The following is a 15,905-nucleotide window of genomic DNA, read 5'->3' as shown; positions in this document are numbered from 1 at the left end:
GTTCGAGGTCACGCCCGCGAACCGCCCGGTCAGGCCGCCGGCCGCCGTCAGGATGGTGTAGCGCGTGCTCGGCGCATACGCCCCCGTGCCGGCGGTGACCTGAACCGTGCCGCCCTGCAGCGTCGCGGTGCCGGTGCTCGCGATGCGGTCGGACTGCCCGGCCGCCGTGGCGTCGACCCGGTAGATCGACTGGCTGGCAAACAGCACGTTGCCGTTGACGGTCAGCGTGCCGAGGCTGCCGGCCGCGGTGCTGGCCCCCGGCGCGACGATCGCACCGGATTGCACGGTCAGGCCGCCGATGGTCCCCGTGCCGCCGACGACCGCAGCGTTGGCCACGGTGACCGGAGAGGCGGCGAGGCTGCCGTTGACGACGAACCCGCCCGTGGCGACCGTGGTCGGGCCCGAGAACGAGCCGGTGCCGGTGTAGGTCAGCGTGCCGGCTCCCTGCTTCACGAAGCGGCCGGTGCCGTTCAGCGCGCTGCCGAGCGTCGCATCGCTCGCCTGATCGATCACCAGGGTGGTGTTGCTGGTCACACCGCCACTGCCGAGGCTGGCGGCCGAGGCCACCAGTGTGCCGGCCGAGACCGTGGTGCCGCCCGAGTAGGTGTTGGTGCCGGTGAGCGTCAGCGTCCCGGTGCCGAGCTTGGTCAGGCTGGTGGCCGAGCCGCCATCGACGATCGTGCCGGCATAGCCTGTCGAGCTGTTGTCGCCATTGGTGGCAAGCGCGCCGTTGCGCAGGATCGCCGCCGCGTTGCTGCCCGAGAGCGAGCCGACCGTGAAGGCGGTCCTGCCGAGATCGAGCGTGCCGTTGTTGGTGAACGTGGTCACCCCGGCAAGCGGACCGGTGAGGACGAAGCTGCCGCCCGCCGCATTGGTCACCGCCCCGGCGATCCGGCCCGACGCGGTGATCGCGCCGGCGTTCGTCACCGCCCCGTTGATCGTGCCGGAGGTGGCCAGGCTGCCGCCGGTCACCGCCACCGCGCCGTTGATCGTGCCGGTGTTCGTCGCGGTGCCGGCGCTGTTGCTCAGACCACCGTTGAGCGTCGCGGCATTGCCGAAGGTGCCGCCGTTGGCGACGCCACCGTTGATCGTGCCGGTGTTGGACAGCGTCCCGGCGTTGGAGACCGGCGCGGAGGCCGTGGTCCAGGTGCCGGTGTTGGTCAGCGTGCCGCCGGCGTCGTTGCGGGCGTTGCTCTGCCACAGGCCGGCATTGCTCACGCTGCCGGTGTTGGCCGTGAGGTTGCCGGTCCACACGCCGGTGGTGCGGTTGGCGATCGTGCCTGGGGCGGCGTTGCTCACGTCGGCGTTGTAGCGGCCGTCGTTGACCACGCTGCCGGTGTTGGCCAGCGCGTCGGTGATCGTGCCGCCCTGCGCCACCGCGATCGAGCCGGAATTGACGATCCCGGCCGGGGCCGTGAGGCTGCCGCCCGAAGCCACCGTCAGGCTACCGGCATTGGTGAGCAAGCCGGCGATCCCGTAGGCGCCCGAGCCCGTGACCGCCAGTGTCGCGCCCCCGGCATTGCCGAACGTGCCGTTGCTTGCCACGTTGCCCGTCACCGTGAACGTCCCGGCGTTGTTGGCGATGGCTCCGTCGATGCGCCCGGCCGACGCCGTCACCGTGCCGGTGTTGGTCAGCCCGCCCGCGATCGTGCCGAAGGTGGTGAGGGTACCCGTGTTGGCGACCCCGCCGTTCAGGCTGCCGGTGTTGGTAGTCGTACCCGCGTTGGCGAGCGCGCCGGCCACGCTGCCGCTGTTGGTAAAGGTCGCGGCGTTGGCGACCGGCCCGGCGAGCGAGCCGGTGTTGGCCAGCGTGCCGGCCGACACCGTGGTGGTCCCGGTGTAGCTGTTGGCCCCCGACAGCGTGAACGTGCCGGTCCCGACCTTGGTCACGCCGCCGGTGCCGGAGATCGTGCCGGCGTAGGTGGTCGAGGCGTTGCTCCCGCCGGTGGTCAGGATGCCTGAGCCCAGCGTCACGCTGCCCGCGCCGGCGAGCGAGGCGATGGTCTGGTTGAAGCTCGCCAGGTCCATCCGCGCCCCGGGCGCGATGGTCACCGTGGAACCCGCCGAGAACGCGTTGACCGCGCCGGCCTGCAGCGTCCCGGCGTTGATCGCGGTCGCGCCGGTGTAGGTGTTGGTCCCCGACAGCGTCAGGGTGCCCGCACCGAGCTTGGTCAGCGCAGTGGCGCCGGTGATCTGCCCGGCATAGGCCGACGACGTGCCGTCGGCCTCCGCCGACAGCGTGCCGCCGTTGGCGATCGTGGCCGCCGCCGTCGAACCGGTCAGCGAGCCGACCGCGAGGCTGTTGCCGCCGAGATCGACCGCGCCGTCGTTGGTCAGGCGGCCGATGCCGGTGAGCCCGCCGGTCACCGTGAACGTGCCGCCAATCTGGTTGGCGACATCGCCGTTGATCTGGCCCTGCGCGTTCACCGTCCCGGCATTGCTCAGCGTGCCGTTGATGACCCCGGTGTTGACGAAAGTCCCGGCCAGGATCGCCGCGCCGCCGTTGATGGTGCCGGTGTTGGTGGTGATACCGCCGCTGTTCGTGAGCCCACCGCCGACCGTTCCGGAGTTGGTGAACGTGCCCAAGTTGGCCGCCGCCCCGGTGATCGCTCCAGTGTTGTTGGCGTTACCGGCGTTGGTGAGCCCGCCGCCTACCGTGCCGTCGTTCGTGAACGTGCCGGTGTTGGTCGCGGTCCCAGTGATGGTCCCGGCGTTGCTTGCCAAGCCTGCGTTAGCGAGGTTACCGGTCACCGTGCCAGCATTGGTGAAGGTCGCGTTGTTGGCCACGTCCGACGTGATCGAACCACCCACCGCAATCGTCAGGGTGCCAGCCGATACCGTGGTGGCACCCGTGTAAGTGCTGGCGCCGGTCAGTGTCAGCGTGCCGTCACCGAGCTTGCGCAGGCCGATCGTCCCGCCCGTGCTGGTCAGCGCGTTGGCGATGGTCGCGACAACGCCTGTGTCGACGTTGACGAAGCTCTGGTTGAGCGTGGTGAAGGGGTCGCCGGTGAGGTTGAGCGTGCCGGTGCCGGTCAGCTGGTAGCCGTCCACGGTGAACTGCAGGCCCTGCAGATTCTGCGCGCCCGCCACCGTGACCGTGCCGGCCGTCGTGCCGAAGATCCCGACGCCCGAGCGCCAGACGTCGTTGACCTGCCCGCCCGGCAGCATTGTCCAGTTGGTGTTGCCCGCGTTCCAAGTCCCGGTGCCGCCCTGGGCGCCGGCCGCGGCGCCGGTCAGGTCGGCACCGTCGAAGTACTGCACCGACTGGTTGCCGTTGGTCAGCAGCACGTTCACCTGGTTGGGGATGTTGGTGTAGACCAGCGCCGAGGTACCGGCCGTCGGCGTGGTCACCGTGCCGAACCCGCCAGTGAGCGTGCCGCCGTAGTTGTACAGCCGGTAGGCGCCCGAGACCGGCGCAGTTGCCGCGTTGCTGGCCGCCACCAGGTTGAGCGTGCCGGCGAGCGCCAGGTTGCCACCCACGTTGATCAGGTCGTTGCTCGCCCCGCCGACGAAGCCGGGGGCGCCGAGCTCGTACAGCGAGGTCGAGGCGGTGTTCAGGGTGTAGTTGCCCACCACCGTCAGGGTGCCGGGCGAGTTGCCAGCCGAGACCGTGCCGCCGTTGACCACCACCGAGCCGGCGATGGTGCCCGAGCCGTGCAGCGTGCCGTCCGTGTTGACGTTGACGACCGCCGCGTTGCCGGCCGTGTCGCCGAACACCGCGCTCATCGAGCCGGCGCCCCCGATTGACAGGATGCCGGCGTTGACATTGGCCGTGCCGGTGAACTGACCGTTGGCCGCGCTGTTGACGCCGTTGAGGATCGTGGTGCTCGAGCCGCTCTGGTTGAGCGTGCCCGCCCCGGTGATCGTGTTGGCGAGCGTCAGGTCGACGGTGCGGTTCACGCTCAGCACGCTCGCGCCGTTCCCGTCGGCGGCGGCCACGTTCACGACCGCTAAGTTGCCGGTCAGGGTGCCGGCCGTGTCGCCGATCACGAGCGTGCCGCCATCGACCTGCAACGCGTTGGCACCAACCCCGCCCGTGGTGGCAATGGTGCCGCCGTTGCTCAGCGTCGTCGTGCCAGCGCCCGCTACCCGCAGGCCGATCGCACTCTGCACGGCCTGACCCGAAGCCACAGACACGGTGTTGCCGGCGTTATTACCGATGAGGAAGATACCTGCATTGCCTGCGCCACCGGCCGTGACGGTACCGTTGGCAGTGACTGCCACCGCGCCCGTGGTCCCGGTCGCGACCACGCCTGACCCGTTCGTCGTGGTGATTGGTCCGGACGACACTCTGACAGTGCCGGTTCCTGCGGTGCTTGCAGTGATGCCGGAACCGCCGGCCGTGATCAGGCCCGAACTTGTCACGGCCACGTTGCCGGCGCTGCTGGCGTTCGTGATCGAGGCACCGATGCCCGTAGCACCGGTACCGGTTGCCGTGATCGCCCCAAACGGCCCCAATCTACCGAGCCTCAGGTTGCCCGTGCCGTTGGTGGTCGCGAACACGCCGTAGCCGGCGGTGCTGGTGCTGTTGACCATACCGGCGCCGTCGATCGTGATGGTACCAGCGCTCGCTGCGTTGTTGATCTGCGCGACGATGCCCGCCGTCGTCGGAGCAATCCCGGCGCCGATCGTGCCGCCGTTCACAACGGCGACGTTACCAGTGCCCGTCGACAGAGCTGAGATGCCGACCTGAAACGCGCCGAAGCCGCCTCCGGCCGGCTGCCCCGAGACCTCCCCGGCGTTGGTTACAACGACGGTGCCCGAGCCGTTCGAGACACCACGCAAAGCGTAGATGCCAGTCGGATTACCTGCACCCGTCGTGTGGTCTACGGCAGCCGCGTTGAAGATCGAGACGGGACCGCTCGACCCACCAGCAATCTGGGCAACGATCGCACTGCCACTGCCGCCGCTTTGAACGTTGGTACCCGCTGCAGTGGTGATGCCAACGAAGCCCGCTCCAGCACCGTCGCTGCTCGCCAGGATGGCGCGCTCGGCCGTGCCGGTGACGTTACCGCTCGTATAGATTGCGATGTTGCCGCTGCCAGCGGTCCGGGCGAGGATGCCTCCGTTCGCACCGGTGATGGTGCCGCTACGGCTGATGAAGATCGTGCCGGCGCTGGTCACGTTCGTGATTTGGGCGTCGATTGCATAGTTGCCGTTGAGGCCGACGACGCCGCCGTTGCCGCTGGTCGCTCCTGTCCCCAAAATTGTGATGTCACCAGTTCCAGCTGCGCGCGCGAGGATGCCGGTGGTCGCTCCGACGATGTCGCCTGCGCCCGACACCGTCAGCTGGCCGGAGCCGGCATTGTAGGCGGCAACGCCGGCGCCCTGAGGCACATTGTTGGCGTTGGTGCTGCCCGCGTTCACGAAGAGGTTCTGGTACGCTGCGGGTGCGGTGACCGTCACGACGCCGTTGCCGGTGATGGTGCCGTCGACCGAGACCGTCGCTGCGCTGGTGTTGCCAGCATTGGTCTGCGCCAGGAACACGCCGTTGGAACCAGTGATCGTCGTGCCCGTGCCAGTGAACACGGTCGTGCTACCGTCGGCCGGAGCGTTGGCTGCGCCCGTTCCCTGGTTGCCGTTGAAGACGCCGTTGCCCTGGTAAGGATCGGTTGCGTCGATCCCCGTCGCCGTGATCGTGCCACCCGTCCCGACCGTGATTATCGAGAAGCCGCCGGCCGCCCCGGTCAGGTCGTTCACGAGGCCAGACGTGCCAACGACGACCGCGGCGTTGCCAAAGCTCTGCACGACGTTGCCGTTTACCACCGCGCCGATCGAGCCGGGCTGATCGCCGCGGACCGTCACGCCATCGCCGGCGACGATCGTGACGGTACCCGCGCCCGACGCCCGCGCGTTTACGCCGGCTCCGTGGTTGGGACCGCCAGTCGAAGCGCCGCTGATCGTAACACCATCGCCGAGATAGACCGCCGCCGTGCCATCGGCCACCGTGGCACGGATGGCGTCGCCCCCCGTGCTGGTGACGTTGCCGGCGGTGAGGATGCGGACGGCGCCCGTACCGGTGGTGCTTGCCAGGATCGCTACGTCTGCACCTGAGACGGCACCGAGTGCCCCCCCTGACGTGCCGAGGGTGACGTCGCCGCCAAGGCTTCCTGCCCGGATGCCGAAGCCGCTGGTCCCTGTGTACCCGCCATTGCCGAAGACGAAGATCGTATCGGAGGTGGTCAGATTGGCGTCGATGCCATTGACGCCGCTGAGAGTACCCAAGCCAGTGTTGAAGATCGCCACCGGCCCGGTCAGCGCGAAGGCGGCGCTTTGGGTCGCTGCGGTGACGCTGCCGGTGTTGTTGAACGTACCGCCTTGCAGCACCACACCCTGGTTGGATGCGGTGATCGTACCGGCGTTGGCGAAGGTCCCGCCCGTGCTTACGATGACAGCAGCTTGAGCTGGCCCTCCGGCGGGCGCACCCACGGCGAGGCTAGGTACGCCGGCGGTGTTCAGCGAACCCGCTGCGCCGATCGCCAGCGTGCCCGCGTTGGCGACCAGCGCGCCGCCCGTCATGGCGCCAGTCAGCGTCTGCGTGCCGCTGCCGGTCTTGGCGAGAATGCCCGTGCCGTTAGCATTGATCGCGCCGGCGTAGGTGCCGTCCGTGGTGTTGTCGCCGCCCACCTTCAGCGTGGTGCCGGGAGTGATGTTGACGGTGCTGCTGATGTTTCCGCCCGACAGCGAGCCGATCGTCTCGCTGGTCTGCTCTTGCAGCGTCGCCGCCGTACCCACGGCGTTACCGAACGTCACCCGGCTGGTGTCCGCGAGGGCGGTACCGGCGGCGTTGTTCAGCGTGAGGGTGCCGGCATTGATCGTCGTCGCGCCGGTGTAGGTGTTGACGCCCGTGAGCGTAACCGTGCCCGCGCCGTCCTTGGTGAACGTGCCCGTGCCCGTGGCGATGGCTCCCGAAATCGCAGTCGCGCCTGCGCCGCCCACGGTCAGGTTCTGGTTCACGCCGCCGATGCCACCCGACAGCGTCAGCGTGCCGGCGTCCGAATTGATACGGCTTGCGCCGGCCAGGGTGATCGCACCGGCATAGGTGTTGGCGCCGGACACGTTCTGGAGTGCGCCGTTGCTGCCGGTGGAGCCGTTGCCTGCGAGGCTCAAAGCCTCTCCAGTCACCGTGATACCATTCTGAAGCTGAAGCGTGCCGCCCGATTGTACGGTCGTACCGGCCGCCGTCGTGCCGAGCGCGGTTGCGTTCTGGATGTTGAGGATGCCGCCCGAGATCGTCGTGGCGCCGCTGTAGGTGTTGGCGCCACTGAGCACAAAGGTGCCAGTGTCGAGCTTGTTGACTGAGGTCGAGCCCGAGATGACGGCACCATCGGCACCGGCTGCTCCGTTGGCGGCAGTACCATCGCCCGTGCCACGCAGGTTCAGCGTGTTGGTGCCGCCGCCGAGATCGATGGCACCAAAGGACGCCGCAGCCACCGTTCCCGCGTTCTGAAGCGTGACGGTCGACTGTGCGTTCGTGACCGGGTCGGTATAGGCGCGGGTCAGCGCCGTCGCGTTCACCGTACCCGTGTAAAGCGAGACGGTGTCGTTCCCACCGGAGCCGAGGATCGAGCCCGTCGACGATCCGGCGTAGAGGTTCGCATTCAGCGTCCCGTTGTTGAAGGCGGTGAGCCCACGCGCCCCGCTGCCGATCGAGCCATAGTTGTCCACCGTCATCGCTTGGCCGTTGGACCCAAGGCCGTAGCCGAAGGTAGCGTTCGAGCCGCCGGTGATCGTACCGCCCGTGACATTGGTGACGCTCAGCGTCGCCCCAGCGCCGCCCACCGCGACGCCGGAGTTCGTGCTGCTGCTGATCGTGCCGGCGTTCAGCACGGTCGAGGCCCCGCCCAAGACGCCGACGCCGTCGTTGATCCCGCTGATCGTGCCCAGATTGGTCAGCGTCAGCGCGGCGTTCGACGTGATGCCGCGATCCCCGCCGCTCCGGATCGTTCCACCGGCTTGGTTGAGGACCGCGCCGCCGGCCCGGAGCTGGACGCCGGCTATGCCGCCAAGATTGATCGTGTTCGTGCGGTTGCCCGTGCCGTCCTTTGTGAGAGTGCCCGTTCCCGTGGCAATACCTCCGGAGATTGCTGTCGTGCCCGCGCCGCCCACGGTCAGGTTCTGGCCAGCCCCACTGATGCCGCCCGACAGCGTCAGCGTGCCGGCGTCCGAATTGATACGGCTTGCGCCGGCCAGGGTGGGCGCCGGGCTCGCGCTAAGTCCTCGCCACGCCGAGCCGCACTGCCTTGATCAGAGCGAGCGTGTTGTTCGTGGCCTCCGGCAGCGTCGCCGTGGTCGAGACCGAGCGCATCGGTGCGCCCCGGTCGTGCTCGCTCGTATGGTAGAACGCCGAGACGTGGTTCACGCCGAGGCCTTCGCGCCGGAGCTTCTCGCCGAGGCGACGCATCGGGGCGATGCGCTCCGCGCGCGCCGATCCGGCCGGCAGCATCGTGACACCGGCCGACGCCTCGGCGAGGATGATGGCCGCCGCGACCGGGCCGTGCTTCGTCTCGACCACGAGGCGCCGCGCCAAGGCCTCGCGGCCGACAGCCTCGGGCGAGCGCATGATCGTGGCCGCACGGGCGATGTCGGCGTCGAACGCCTTCAGCCAGTCCGCCTCGATGCAGTCGGCGTACTGTGCTAGGGAAACCTCATCGAGGCCGGCGGCCGCGAACTGGGGGGCTGAGGCCATCGCGGATGCGCGAGCAGCCTCACGGCAGCGCTCGCACGCCGCATCGCGGTCGACAGCAGTCCAAATGAGATCGACGGGGTCGGGCGCGGTGCCCATGGCCAGAAACTGGCCCGGATGCGCTGCCTGCGCACCGGTCAAAACCCATCACTGCGTCCCAGCAGACGGTCAAAATGCAGCAGGTCAGGCGATACCAGCGAGATGCGCGATTAGGTCGGGCTCGCTGACCCTAGCGCCGGTAGCCGGGACGCGGCCCCCCCCACGGAGCCAAGTGCGATGGCCAATCGGAGTAGGGCGGGAGCAGGGCTGCCTGTCCCGACGCGCCGGACCCCATCCTTATGGCGGAGGCGATCCCTCGCAGGGCGCGCATCAGCTACCGACAATGGCGGGTTTGTGGAAGTCTGAAATCCATATAGTTTCTAAATCGTTAACACACAAAACAGAACAAACGGCTGGAAAGACTGCGCGCCATCTGTATCGAACCTTCCCGCAGCTTCAAGGAGCCGGAAATTGACGAAGAAACATCTCGTCTACACGTCAATTGGCACGTGCCGGGTCGCGGAACCTCTCGGAGCTGCGACCCAATTGCGGAATCTCCGCCGGAACAGCGCAAACATCTATGGTTACGTTCACACCGCGCCGGAGGCCTTGCAGCAGATCGACTACCTCGAAGGGCGTGAGTTTCCCGCCGAGCTCGGGCGCTTCCTGACCCCGGACGGCGTCCTGGTGCGCAACCCGCGCCAGCCGACCGATGTGTTCGTAGTCGAGATCTCGACGGTCAAAGAGATCGTCTTCGATACCTGGTATCTCCAGATCAACTACCTCGAGCGCACTTTCCGCGATCGGGAAGGCCTGCTCGAGACCTTCTTTGGCCTGAAGGGCGAGCGCGACCCGGAAGTGCGCCGCCGGCACTTCGAGGCCCTGCCGGACTTTGCCGAGACCGATGCGCTGGAGCGCCGCGTCCTCACCGAAGGCTACATCCGCAGCACCACCCGCGACGAGCTCGAGGCCCATATGGCCGAGATCGTCCGGCGCCTGCCGGCCGACGTGGTCTTCGTGAACCACATCAACGTGCCGAATACCGCCGGCTCGCTCGTCGCCTCGCGCAACCGCTTGTGCGGCTGGATCGCCGAGATCTGCACCGCCAAGGGCTACCGCCACTTCGACCCCTCGCCGCACGTCGCCGGCTACGGCGTGCCGGAGGCGATGGCGGAAGAGGGTCGCGACCTCAACCACTACGCCAACCCATTCAAGCCGATTATCGGCAGCATCCTGTTCGACGGCGTGCTCAGCCGCGTCGCGGCCAGCGGTGAAGCGGAAACCGCCCTGGCAACGGCCGAGGCGACCCCGACGAAAGCCGCCGAGGCGGAGCCGGCCCCGCGCCCAGCGGCCCGCCCTGCCCTGGTTCACGCCTCGATGCAGGCCGCGCTCAACGAAGCCAAGCGACGCATCGCCGACGGCGATCTCGACGAGGCCGAGTCCATCCTGCACGGGCTCTCGGCCGAGGATGGCCGCCACGCAGTGGTCCACACCCTGCTGGGAACTGTCGCGTTCCACCGCGGGGATACCACGGCGGCCACCGCCGAGTTCCGCGAGGCGGTGGAGATCGATCCGGCCGCGTCCGAGCCGCGCCTGATGTTAGTCAAGAGCGCCCTGCGGGTGGGCAAGCTGGAGGAGGCCTGCGCTATCGCAGGCGACCTCGTCCGGCGCGCGCCGGACGACCTGCGCGTTCTGCTGGTGGCGGCCAAGGCCATGATGCGGGCCAAGCAGTTCGCCGCCGCCACCGAGATCTGGCAGCGGGTCTCTATCATGCGCCCGGAGCTGGTGCTCCCGCTCATCGAGATGGCCCGCTGCGAGATGAAGGTGCGCAACTACGAGGCGGCCCTCGCCGCAGCCAACGCGGCCCTCCGGCGCGACCCCCGCGAGGCGGGCGCCCTGGTGATCAAGAGCGACGCTCTGCTCAAGCTCAAGCGCATGCGCGAGCTGGCGGAGGTCTCCCTCGAACTCGCCGCCATCGAGCCCAAGGCCGCCATGGCGGCCGTGCCGGCCCTGATCTCGTCCCTGCACCCGGAGGAGGCGGCCAGCATCGTCGCCACCGCCCGCGAGACCGGCGAGATCGACATCGACACGGTGATGCGCGCCGCCCTGATCCGCACCCTGGAGCGACGCGGCAAGGTCGCCACCGAGCGCGGCGACACGCCCGCCGCTGCCGCGGCCTGGAAGGCGATCCTTCTCATCGACCCTGACAGCGCCCGCGCCGCGGCCGGCCTGCGCCGGCTGTTCACCCCTCTCGTAGCTGCGGCCCGCGCCAGGGCAGCAGAGAACGACATCCCCGGCGCGGTAGCGGCCTACGAGGCCGCCCTGGTGATCCAAAATGACGGGGCGCGCATCCTGCGCGAACTCAGCTTGATCCACGAAAAGGCCGGCGACTGGTTCAAGGCGAGCCAGAGCTGGGCCCGGCTCGCGCGGATCTCCGAGGACGGGCAGCCGTTCAAGCGCAAGCGGGGAGCGCCGATCAGGGACCGCTGCGCCTGCGCCTCGCCCGGGCCTACGAGCAGATCGGCGACGGCGCCCGGGCGCTGGCGCTCCTCGACAGCCTCACAGGACCAGAGGCGCAGGCGCCCCAGGCGGCCAAGGCACGCCTGCGGCTGATGCAGGGGGCGGGATCCAGCAAGGAGCACAGCGTCGCGGTGGCGCGCAGCCTGATCGAAGCCGAGCCGAACGCCGCTGCGTACCGAGCTCTGCTCGGGCGCATCCTGAAGCGCTTCAACGACTGGGCCGGCGCGGCGGCGGCCTACGAAGCCGCCCTGGAGCGCGACCGGGGCGAGGTCTCGCACTGGGAGGGCGCCCTGCGCGCCTACGGCGCCTTGGAGCGCGACGAGCGCATTGCCGAACTCGTCCACCAGGCCCGACAGCTCTTCGCCCACGAAGGCGCCGAGGGCTTCCTCGCGATCGCCCGCGTCGAACTCGCGGCGGGCGACGCGCCGCAGGCGATCCAGGCCGCCCGGCGCGCAATGGCCAACCCGATCCTGCGGCGCCGCGTCCGGCCCGTGCTCGCCGAGGCGCTGATGGAGGTCGGGGCCTATGCGGAGGCCTGGACGCATCTGGCCGCCGCGCTCCAGGATCCAAACGTCGAGCCCGAGCTTCAGCGCGCCGCCGCCCGCTGCCGGGCCGCCTTCGCGGTGGCCGCCCCGGGGCGGGAGCACGTTCCGGTCTTCCCCGGCGCACTGTTCCTGCGGGTCTTCGAGGCTCCGCCCGCCCGCACCATCCTGCCCCCGACAGATACAGTGATCCTGTGTACGTCCTCGCTCGGGGCGGGCGGCGCCGAGCGCCAAGTCGCGCTCACGGCGGCCGGCGTCTCGCGGGCTCGCGCGGGCCGCGGCCGCACCGTACTCGCGGGCCTCGACCTCACGCCCGCACGGGGTCGCGCGATGATGCGCAACCTCGCGGAGACCGAGCACCTCGTCATCGAGGATCTCGCGCACGTCAACGACACCCACGTGCTGCGCGCGCTGACGGCCGAGGACCCATGCCTGCGCGAGGCCCTGCGCCTGATGGCGGCCTTCCCACCCAACCTCGCCCGCGACATCCTCAAGTTCTACGACTGCTTCAGGCGCCACCGCCCGTCCTGCGTCCATCTCTGGCAGGACGGGGTGATCTCCACGGGCTCGGTGGCGGCGTTCCTGGCGGGCGTGCCTACCATCGTTTGCTCCATGCGCAACGTGGTGGCGGGCGAGAACGACCGCCGCCGCTACCGGGCCTATCTCGCCACCATGTACCGGGCGCTGGCCGAACGCCCCGAGGTGCGGTTCACGGCGAATTCCGCCGCCGGCGCGCAGGATTACGAGGCATGGCTCGGCTTCGAGCGCGGGCGCATCCGGGTCCTGCGCAATGGCGTCGACGTAAAGAGCCTGCGGGCGCGTGCGCCGGAAGCGGAGCGCCTCGGCGTGCGCGAGCGCCTGAACCTGTCGCCCGACGCCCTGCTCGTCGGCGGCGTCTTCCGCCTCGCCCCCGCCAAGCGGCCGCATCTTTGGCTCGACGTGGTCGCGCGCGTGGCGGAAGCCGATCCCCGCACCCACGGCGTCATCGTCGGCGACGGCGCCATGCGGGCCGAGATCGCGGAGGCCATTGCCGCGCGCGGCCTCTCCAGCCGCATAACGCTCGCCGGCCGCCAGAGCCCGGTTGAACCCTGGATGGCCGCCATGGACGTGCTTCTCCTGGCCTCGGAGGTCGAGGGCCTGCCCAACGTGCTCCTGGAGGCCGAATCCCTCGGCGTGCCTGTTGTCACCACCCGGGCCGGCGGCTCGGGCGAGGCGCTGCTCGACGGCGTCACCGGCCGCCTCGTCGAGGACGACGCGCCGGCCAACCTCGCCGCCGCCCTTACCGCCGTGATCCGCTCGCGCGGCCTCCGTCACCGCGCCCGCGTGGGCGCGCCTGTCTTCATCGAGCAGCGCTTCGGAATCGAGCGGATGATCCGCGAGACCCTCGCTGTCTTCGGCGAAACTGATCCACTCAAGATGGGAATGGCATCATGAAAATCGCGGTCATCGGGTCCGGTTATGTGGGCCTCGTCTCAGGCACCTGCTTTGCGGATTTCGGTCACGACGTGGTCTGCGTCGACAAGGATCCGGCCAAGATCGCGGCGCTGAACGCTGGGCGCATGCCGATCTACGAGCCGGGTCTCGACGCCCTGGTGGCCGAGAACGTGCGCCAGGAGCGACTCAGCTTCACCACCGACTTCGCCCCGGCGGTCCGCGGGGCCGAGGCAGTGTTCATCGCGGTGGGCACGCCCTCGCGGCGCGGCGACGGCTTTGCCGACCTCTCCTACGTCTTCGCCGCCGCCCGCGAGATCGCCGCCGCGCTCACCGGCTTCACCGTCGTGGTGACGAAGTCCACCGTGCCGGTGGGCACCGGCGATGAGGTGGAGCGCATCATCCGCGAGACCAACCCGCAGGCGCAGGTGGCGGTGGTCTCCAACCCCGAGTTCCTGCGCGAGGGAGCAGCCATCGAGGACTTCAAGCGCCCCGACCGCATCGTCATCGGCGCAGAGGACGCGCGCGGGGCCGCCGTGATGGGCGAGGTCTACCGCCCGCTCTACCTTAACGCCGCGCCCATCCTCTACACCGACCGGCGCACCGCCGAGCTGACCAAGTACGCCGCCAACGCGTTCCTGGCCACCAAGATCACCTTCATCAACGAGATCGCGGATCTGTGCGAGCAGGTGGGCGCCAACGTGCAGGAAGTCGCCCGCGGGATCGGGCTCGACAACCGCATCGGCGCCAAGTTCCTGCACGCGGGCCCGGGCTACGGCGGCTCGTGCTTTCCTAAAGACACGCTGGCCCTCGTCAAGACGGCTCAGGATGCGGGCACCCCGGTGCGGCTGGTCGAGACGGTGGTCTCGGTCAACGACCAGAGGAAGCGCGCCATGGCCCGCAAGGTGATCCTGGCCTGCGGAGGCTCGGTGCGGGGCAAGACGATCGCAATCCTCGGGCTGACGTTCAAGCCCAACACCGACGACATGCGCGACGCGCCGGCCCTGTCCATCATCACCGGCCTGCAGGACGGCGGTGCGCAGATCCGGGCCTACGACCCCGAGGGCATGGAAGCCGCCCGCCCGATGCTCACCAACGTGACCTACGCGGGCGACGCCTACGATTGCGCCCAAGGTGCCGATGCGGTGGTGATCGTGACCGAGTGGAACGCCTTCCGCGCCCTCGACTTCCCCCGCCTCGCCACCGTCATGGCCGCCCCCGTCATGATCGACCTGCGAAACGTCTACAAGGTCGACGAAGCCACCCGCCATGGCTTCCGCTACGCCGGAATCGGCGGGCGCCGCGAGCTTCCGGTCTCGGCCAGCTACACCGACTCGCTCGCGCCGGAGGCGGTCCGTGCTTGATCTCCTTCCCAGAACGCGGCGCCGTGTCCGAGCCGGGCACGGCAGGCGTATCGCGGTTATTGGCCTCGGCTATGTCGGCCTGCCGGTGGCCGCCGCATTCGCGGCCTCCGGTGCGCCCACCATCGGCTTCGACGTCGATCCCCTGCGCATCGCGGAGCTGCGCCGGGGTCTCGATCGCTGCAACGTCATTGACCGCCGCGACCTCGAGGATGCACCGATCCGCTACACGGCGGAGGCCGCCCCCCTGCGGGGCGCCGACTTCTTCATCGTGGCGGTGCCGACCCCCATCGACGCCGCCTGCCGGCCGGACCTCTCGGCCTTGATCGCGGCCTCCCGCTGCGTCGGAGCGGCCATCGCGCCCGGCGCCATCGTGGTCTACGAATCCACGGTCTATCCGGGCGCCACCGAGGAGGTCTGCGTCCCCGTGCTCGAGGCCGCGTCCGGCCTCGTCTGCGGACGGGACTTCACGATCGGCTACAGCCCGGAGCGGATCAATCCGGGCGACATCGTCCACCGGTTTGAGACCGTGACCAAGGTGGTGGCGGGCCAGGACCCGGCCACTTTGGACATGATCGCCGAAGTCTACGGCTCGGTGGTCTGCGCGGGCATCCATCGCGCGCCCTCGATCCGAGTCGCGGAGGCCGCTAAGGTCATCGAGAACACCCAGCGCGACCTCAACATCGCGCTGATGAACGAGCTCGCGATCATCTGTCACCGCATCGGCATCGACACCGCCGACGTGCTTGACGCCGCCCGGACCAAGTGGAACTTCCTGCCCTTCGCCCCCGGGCTGGTCGGAGGCCACTGCATCGGCGTCGACCCCTACTACCTCACCCACCTGGCGCAGATGTCCGATTACCAGCCCGAGGTCATCCTGGCGGGCCGGCGCATCAACGACGGCATGGCCAAGGTAGTCGCCCACGAATGCATCCGGCGGCTCACCGCCCGCGGCGTCACACATGGCCGGGTCGGGGTGCTCGGCCTGACATTCAAGGAAAACGTCCCCGATATCCGCAACTCCAAGGTGGCGGACGTCATCCGGACCCTGGAGATGCACGGCTGCGAGGTGCAGGTGCACGATCCGCAGGCCGATGCCGGGGCGACCCGCCACGAGTACGGCATCACCCTGCGGCCGCTTGCGAGCCTGCAGGATTGCGACGCGGTGATTCTCGCCGTCTCACACCACCAGTTCGTGGCGGCGGGCTGGGACCTCGTGCGGCGCTGCCTGAAAGGGCACGGCGGCGATGTCCTCGACGTGCGGGCCTGCCTCGACCGGAACCGGATCCCGGAGGGCGTCTCCCTGTGGCGGATGTGACGGGCCGG

Annotated in this window: 5 protein-coding genes and 1 pseudogene; 4 read left to right on the top strand and 2 right to left on the bottom strand. The window is 69.4% G+C overall.

What is annotated here, in order from left to right:
• On the bottom strand, positions 1 to 8,109 hold an 8,109-nt coding region (locus tag MKK60_RS12230; RefSeq protein WP_243986086.1), incomplete at its 3' end, for a beta strand repeat-containing protein.
• Positions 8,110 to 8,215: 106 nt separating this feature from the next.
• Positions 8,216 to 8,398: pseudogene (locus MKK60_RS12225) on the bottom strand (Y-family DNA polymerase); the annotation flags it as partial.
• 936 nt (positions 8,399 to 9,334) lie between these two features.
• Between MKK60_RS12225 and MKK60_RS12220 the strand changes: the two are divergent.
• Genes MKK60_RS12220 through MKK60_RS12205 form a run of 4 tightly spaced genes read left to right on the top strand, consistent with a single transcriptional unit; the run spans position 9,335 to position 15,897 of the window.
• Positions 9,335 to 11,338 (top strand): tetratricopeptide repeat protein, encoded by a 2,004-nt coding sequence (locus MKK60_RS12220; RefSeq protein WP_243986081.1) that lies wholly within the window; start codon positions 9,335 to 9,337, stop codon positions 11,336 to 11,338.
• Positions 11,338 to 13,221, top strand: a complete 1,884-nt coding sequence (locus MKK60_RS12215; RefSeq protein ID WP_243986080.1) for a glycosyltransferase — start codon at positions 11,338 to 11,340, stop codon at positions 13,219 to 13,221. Before MKK60_RS12220 ends, MKK60_RS12215 begins: the two co-directional genes overlap by 1 nt.
• A complete protein-coding gene (locus MKK60_RS12210; protein ID WP_243936010.1) occupies positions 13,218 to 14,582 on the top strand; it encodes a UDP-glucose dehydrogenase family protein in 1,365 nt (454 codons plus the stop codon). Before MKK60_RS12215 ends, MKK60_RS12210 begins: the two co-directional genes overlap by 4 nt.
• Positions 14,575 to 15,897, top strand: coding sequence for a nucleotide sugar dehydrogenase (locus tag MKK60_RS12205; RefSeq protein WP_313901123.1), 1,323 nt, complete (start codon positions 14,575 to 14,577; stop codon positions 15,895 to 15,897). Before MKK60_RS12210 ends, MKK60_RS12205 begins: the two co-directional genes overlap by 8 nt.
• The last annotated feature ends 8 nt before the right edge of the window (positions 15,898 to 15,905 follow it).

Origin of the sequence: Methylobacterium sp. J-092 (assembly GCF_022829325.1) — a bacterium.
Classification (GTDB): Bacteria; Pseudomonadota; Alphaproteobacteria; order Rhizobiales; family Beijerinckiaceae; genus Methylobacterium.
This window is presented reverse-complemented; position numbering and strand designations above follow the sequence as displayed.

What these genes read in the sequence shown, in the direction of transcription:
- MKK60_RS12215 (WP_243986080.1), top strand. Translation starts at nt 11,338, where the DNA reads ATGCAGGGGGCGGGATCCAGCAAGGAGCACAGCGTCGCGGTGGCGCGC.
- MKK60_RS12210 (WP_243936010.1), top strand. Translation starts at nt 13,218, where the DNA reads ATGAAAATCGCGGTCATCGGGTCCGGTTATGTGGGCCTCGTCTCAGGC.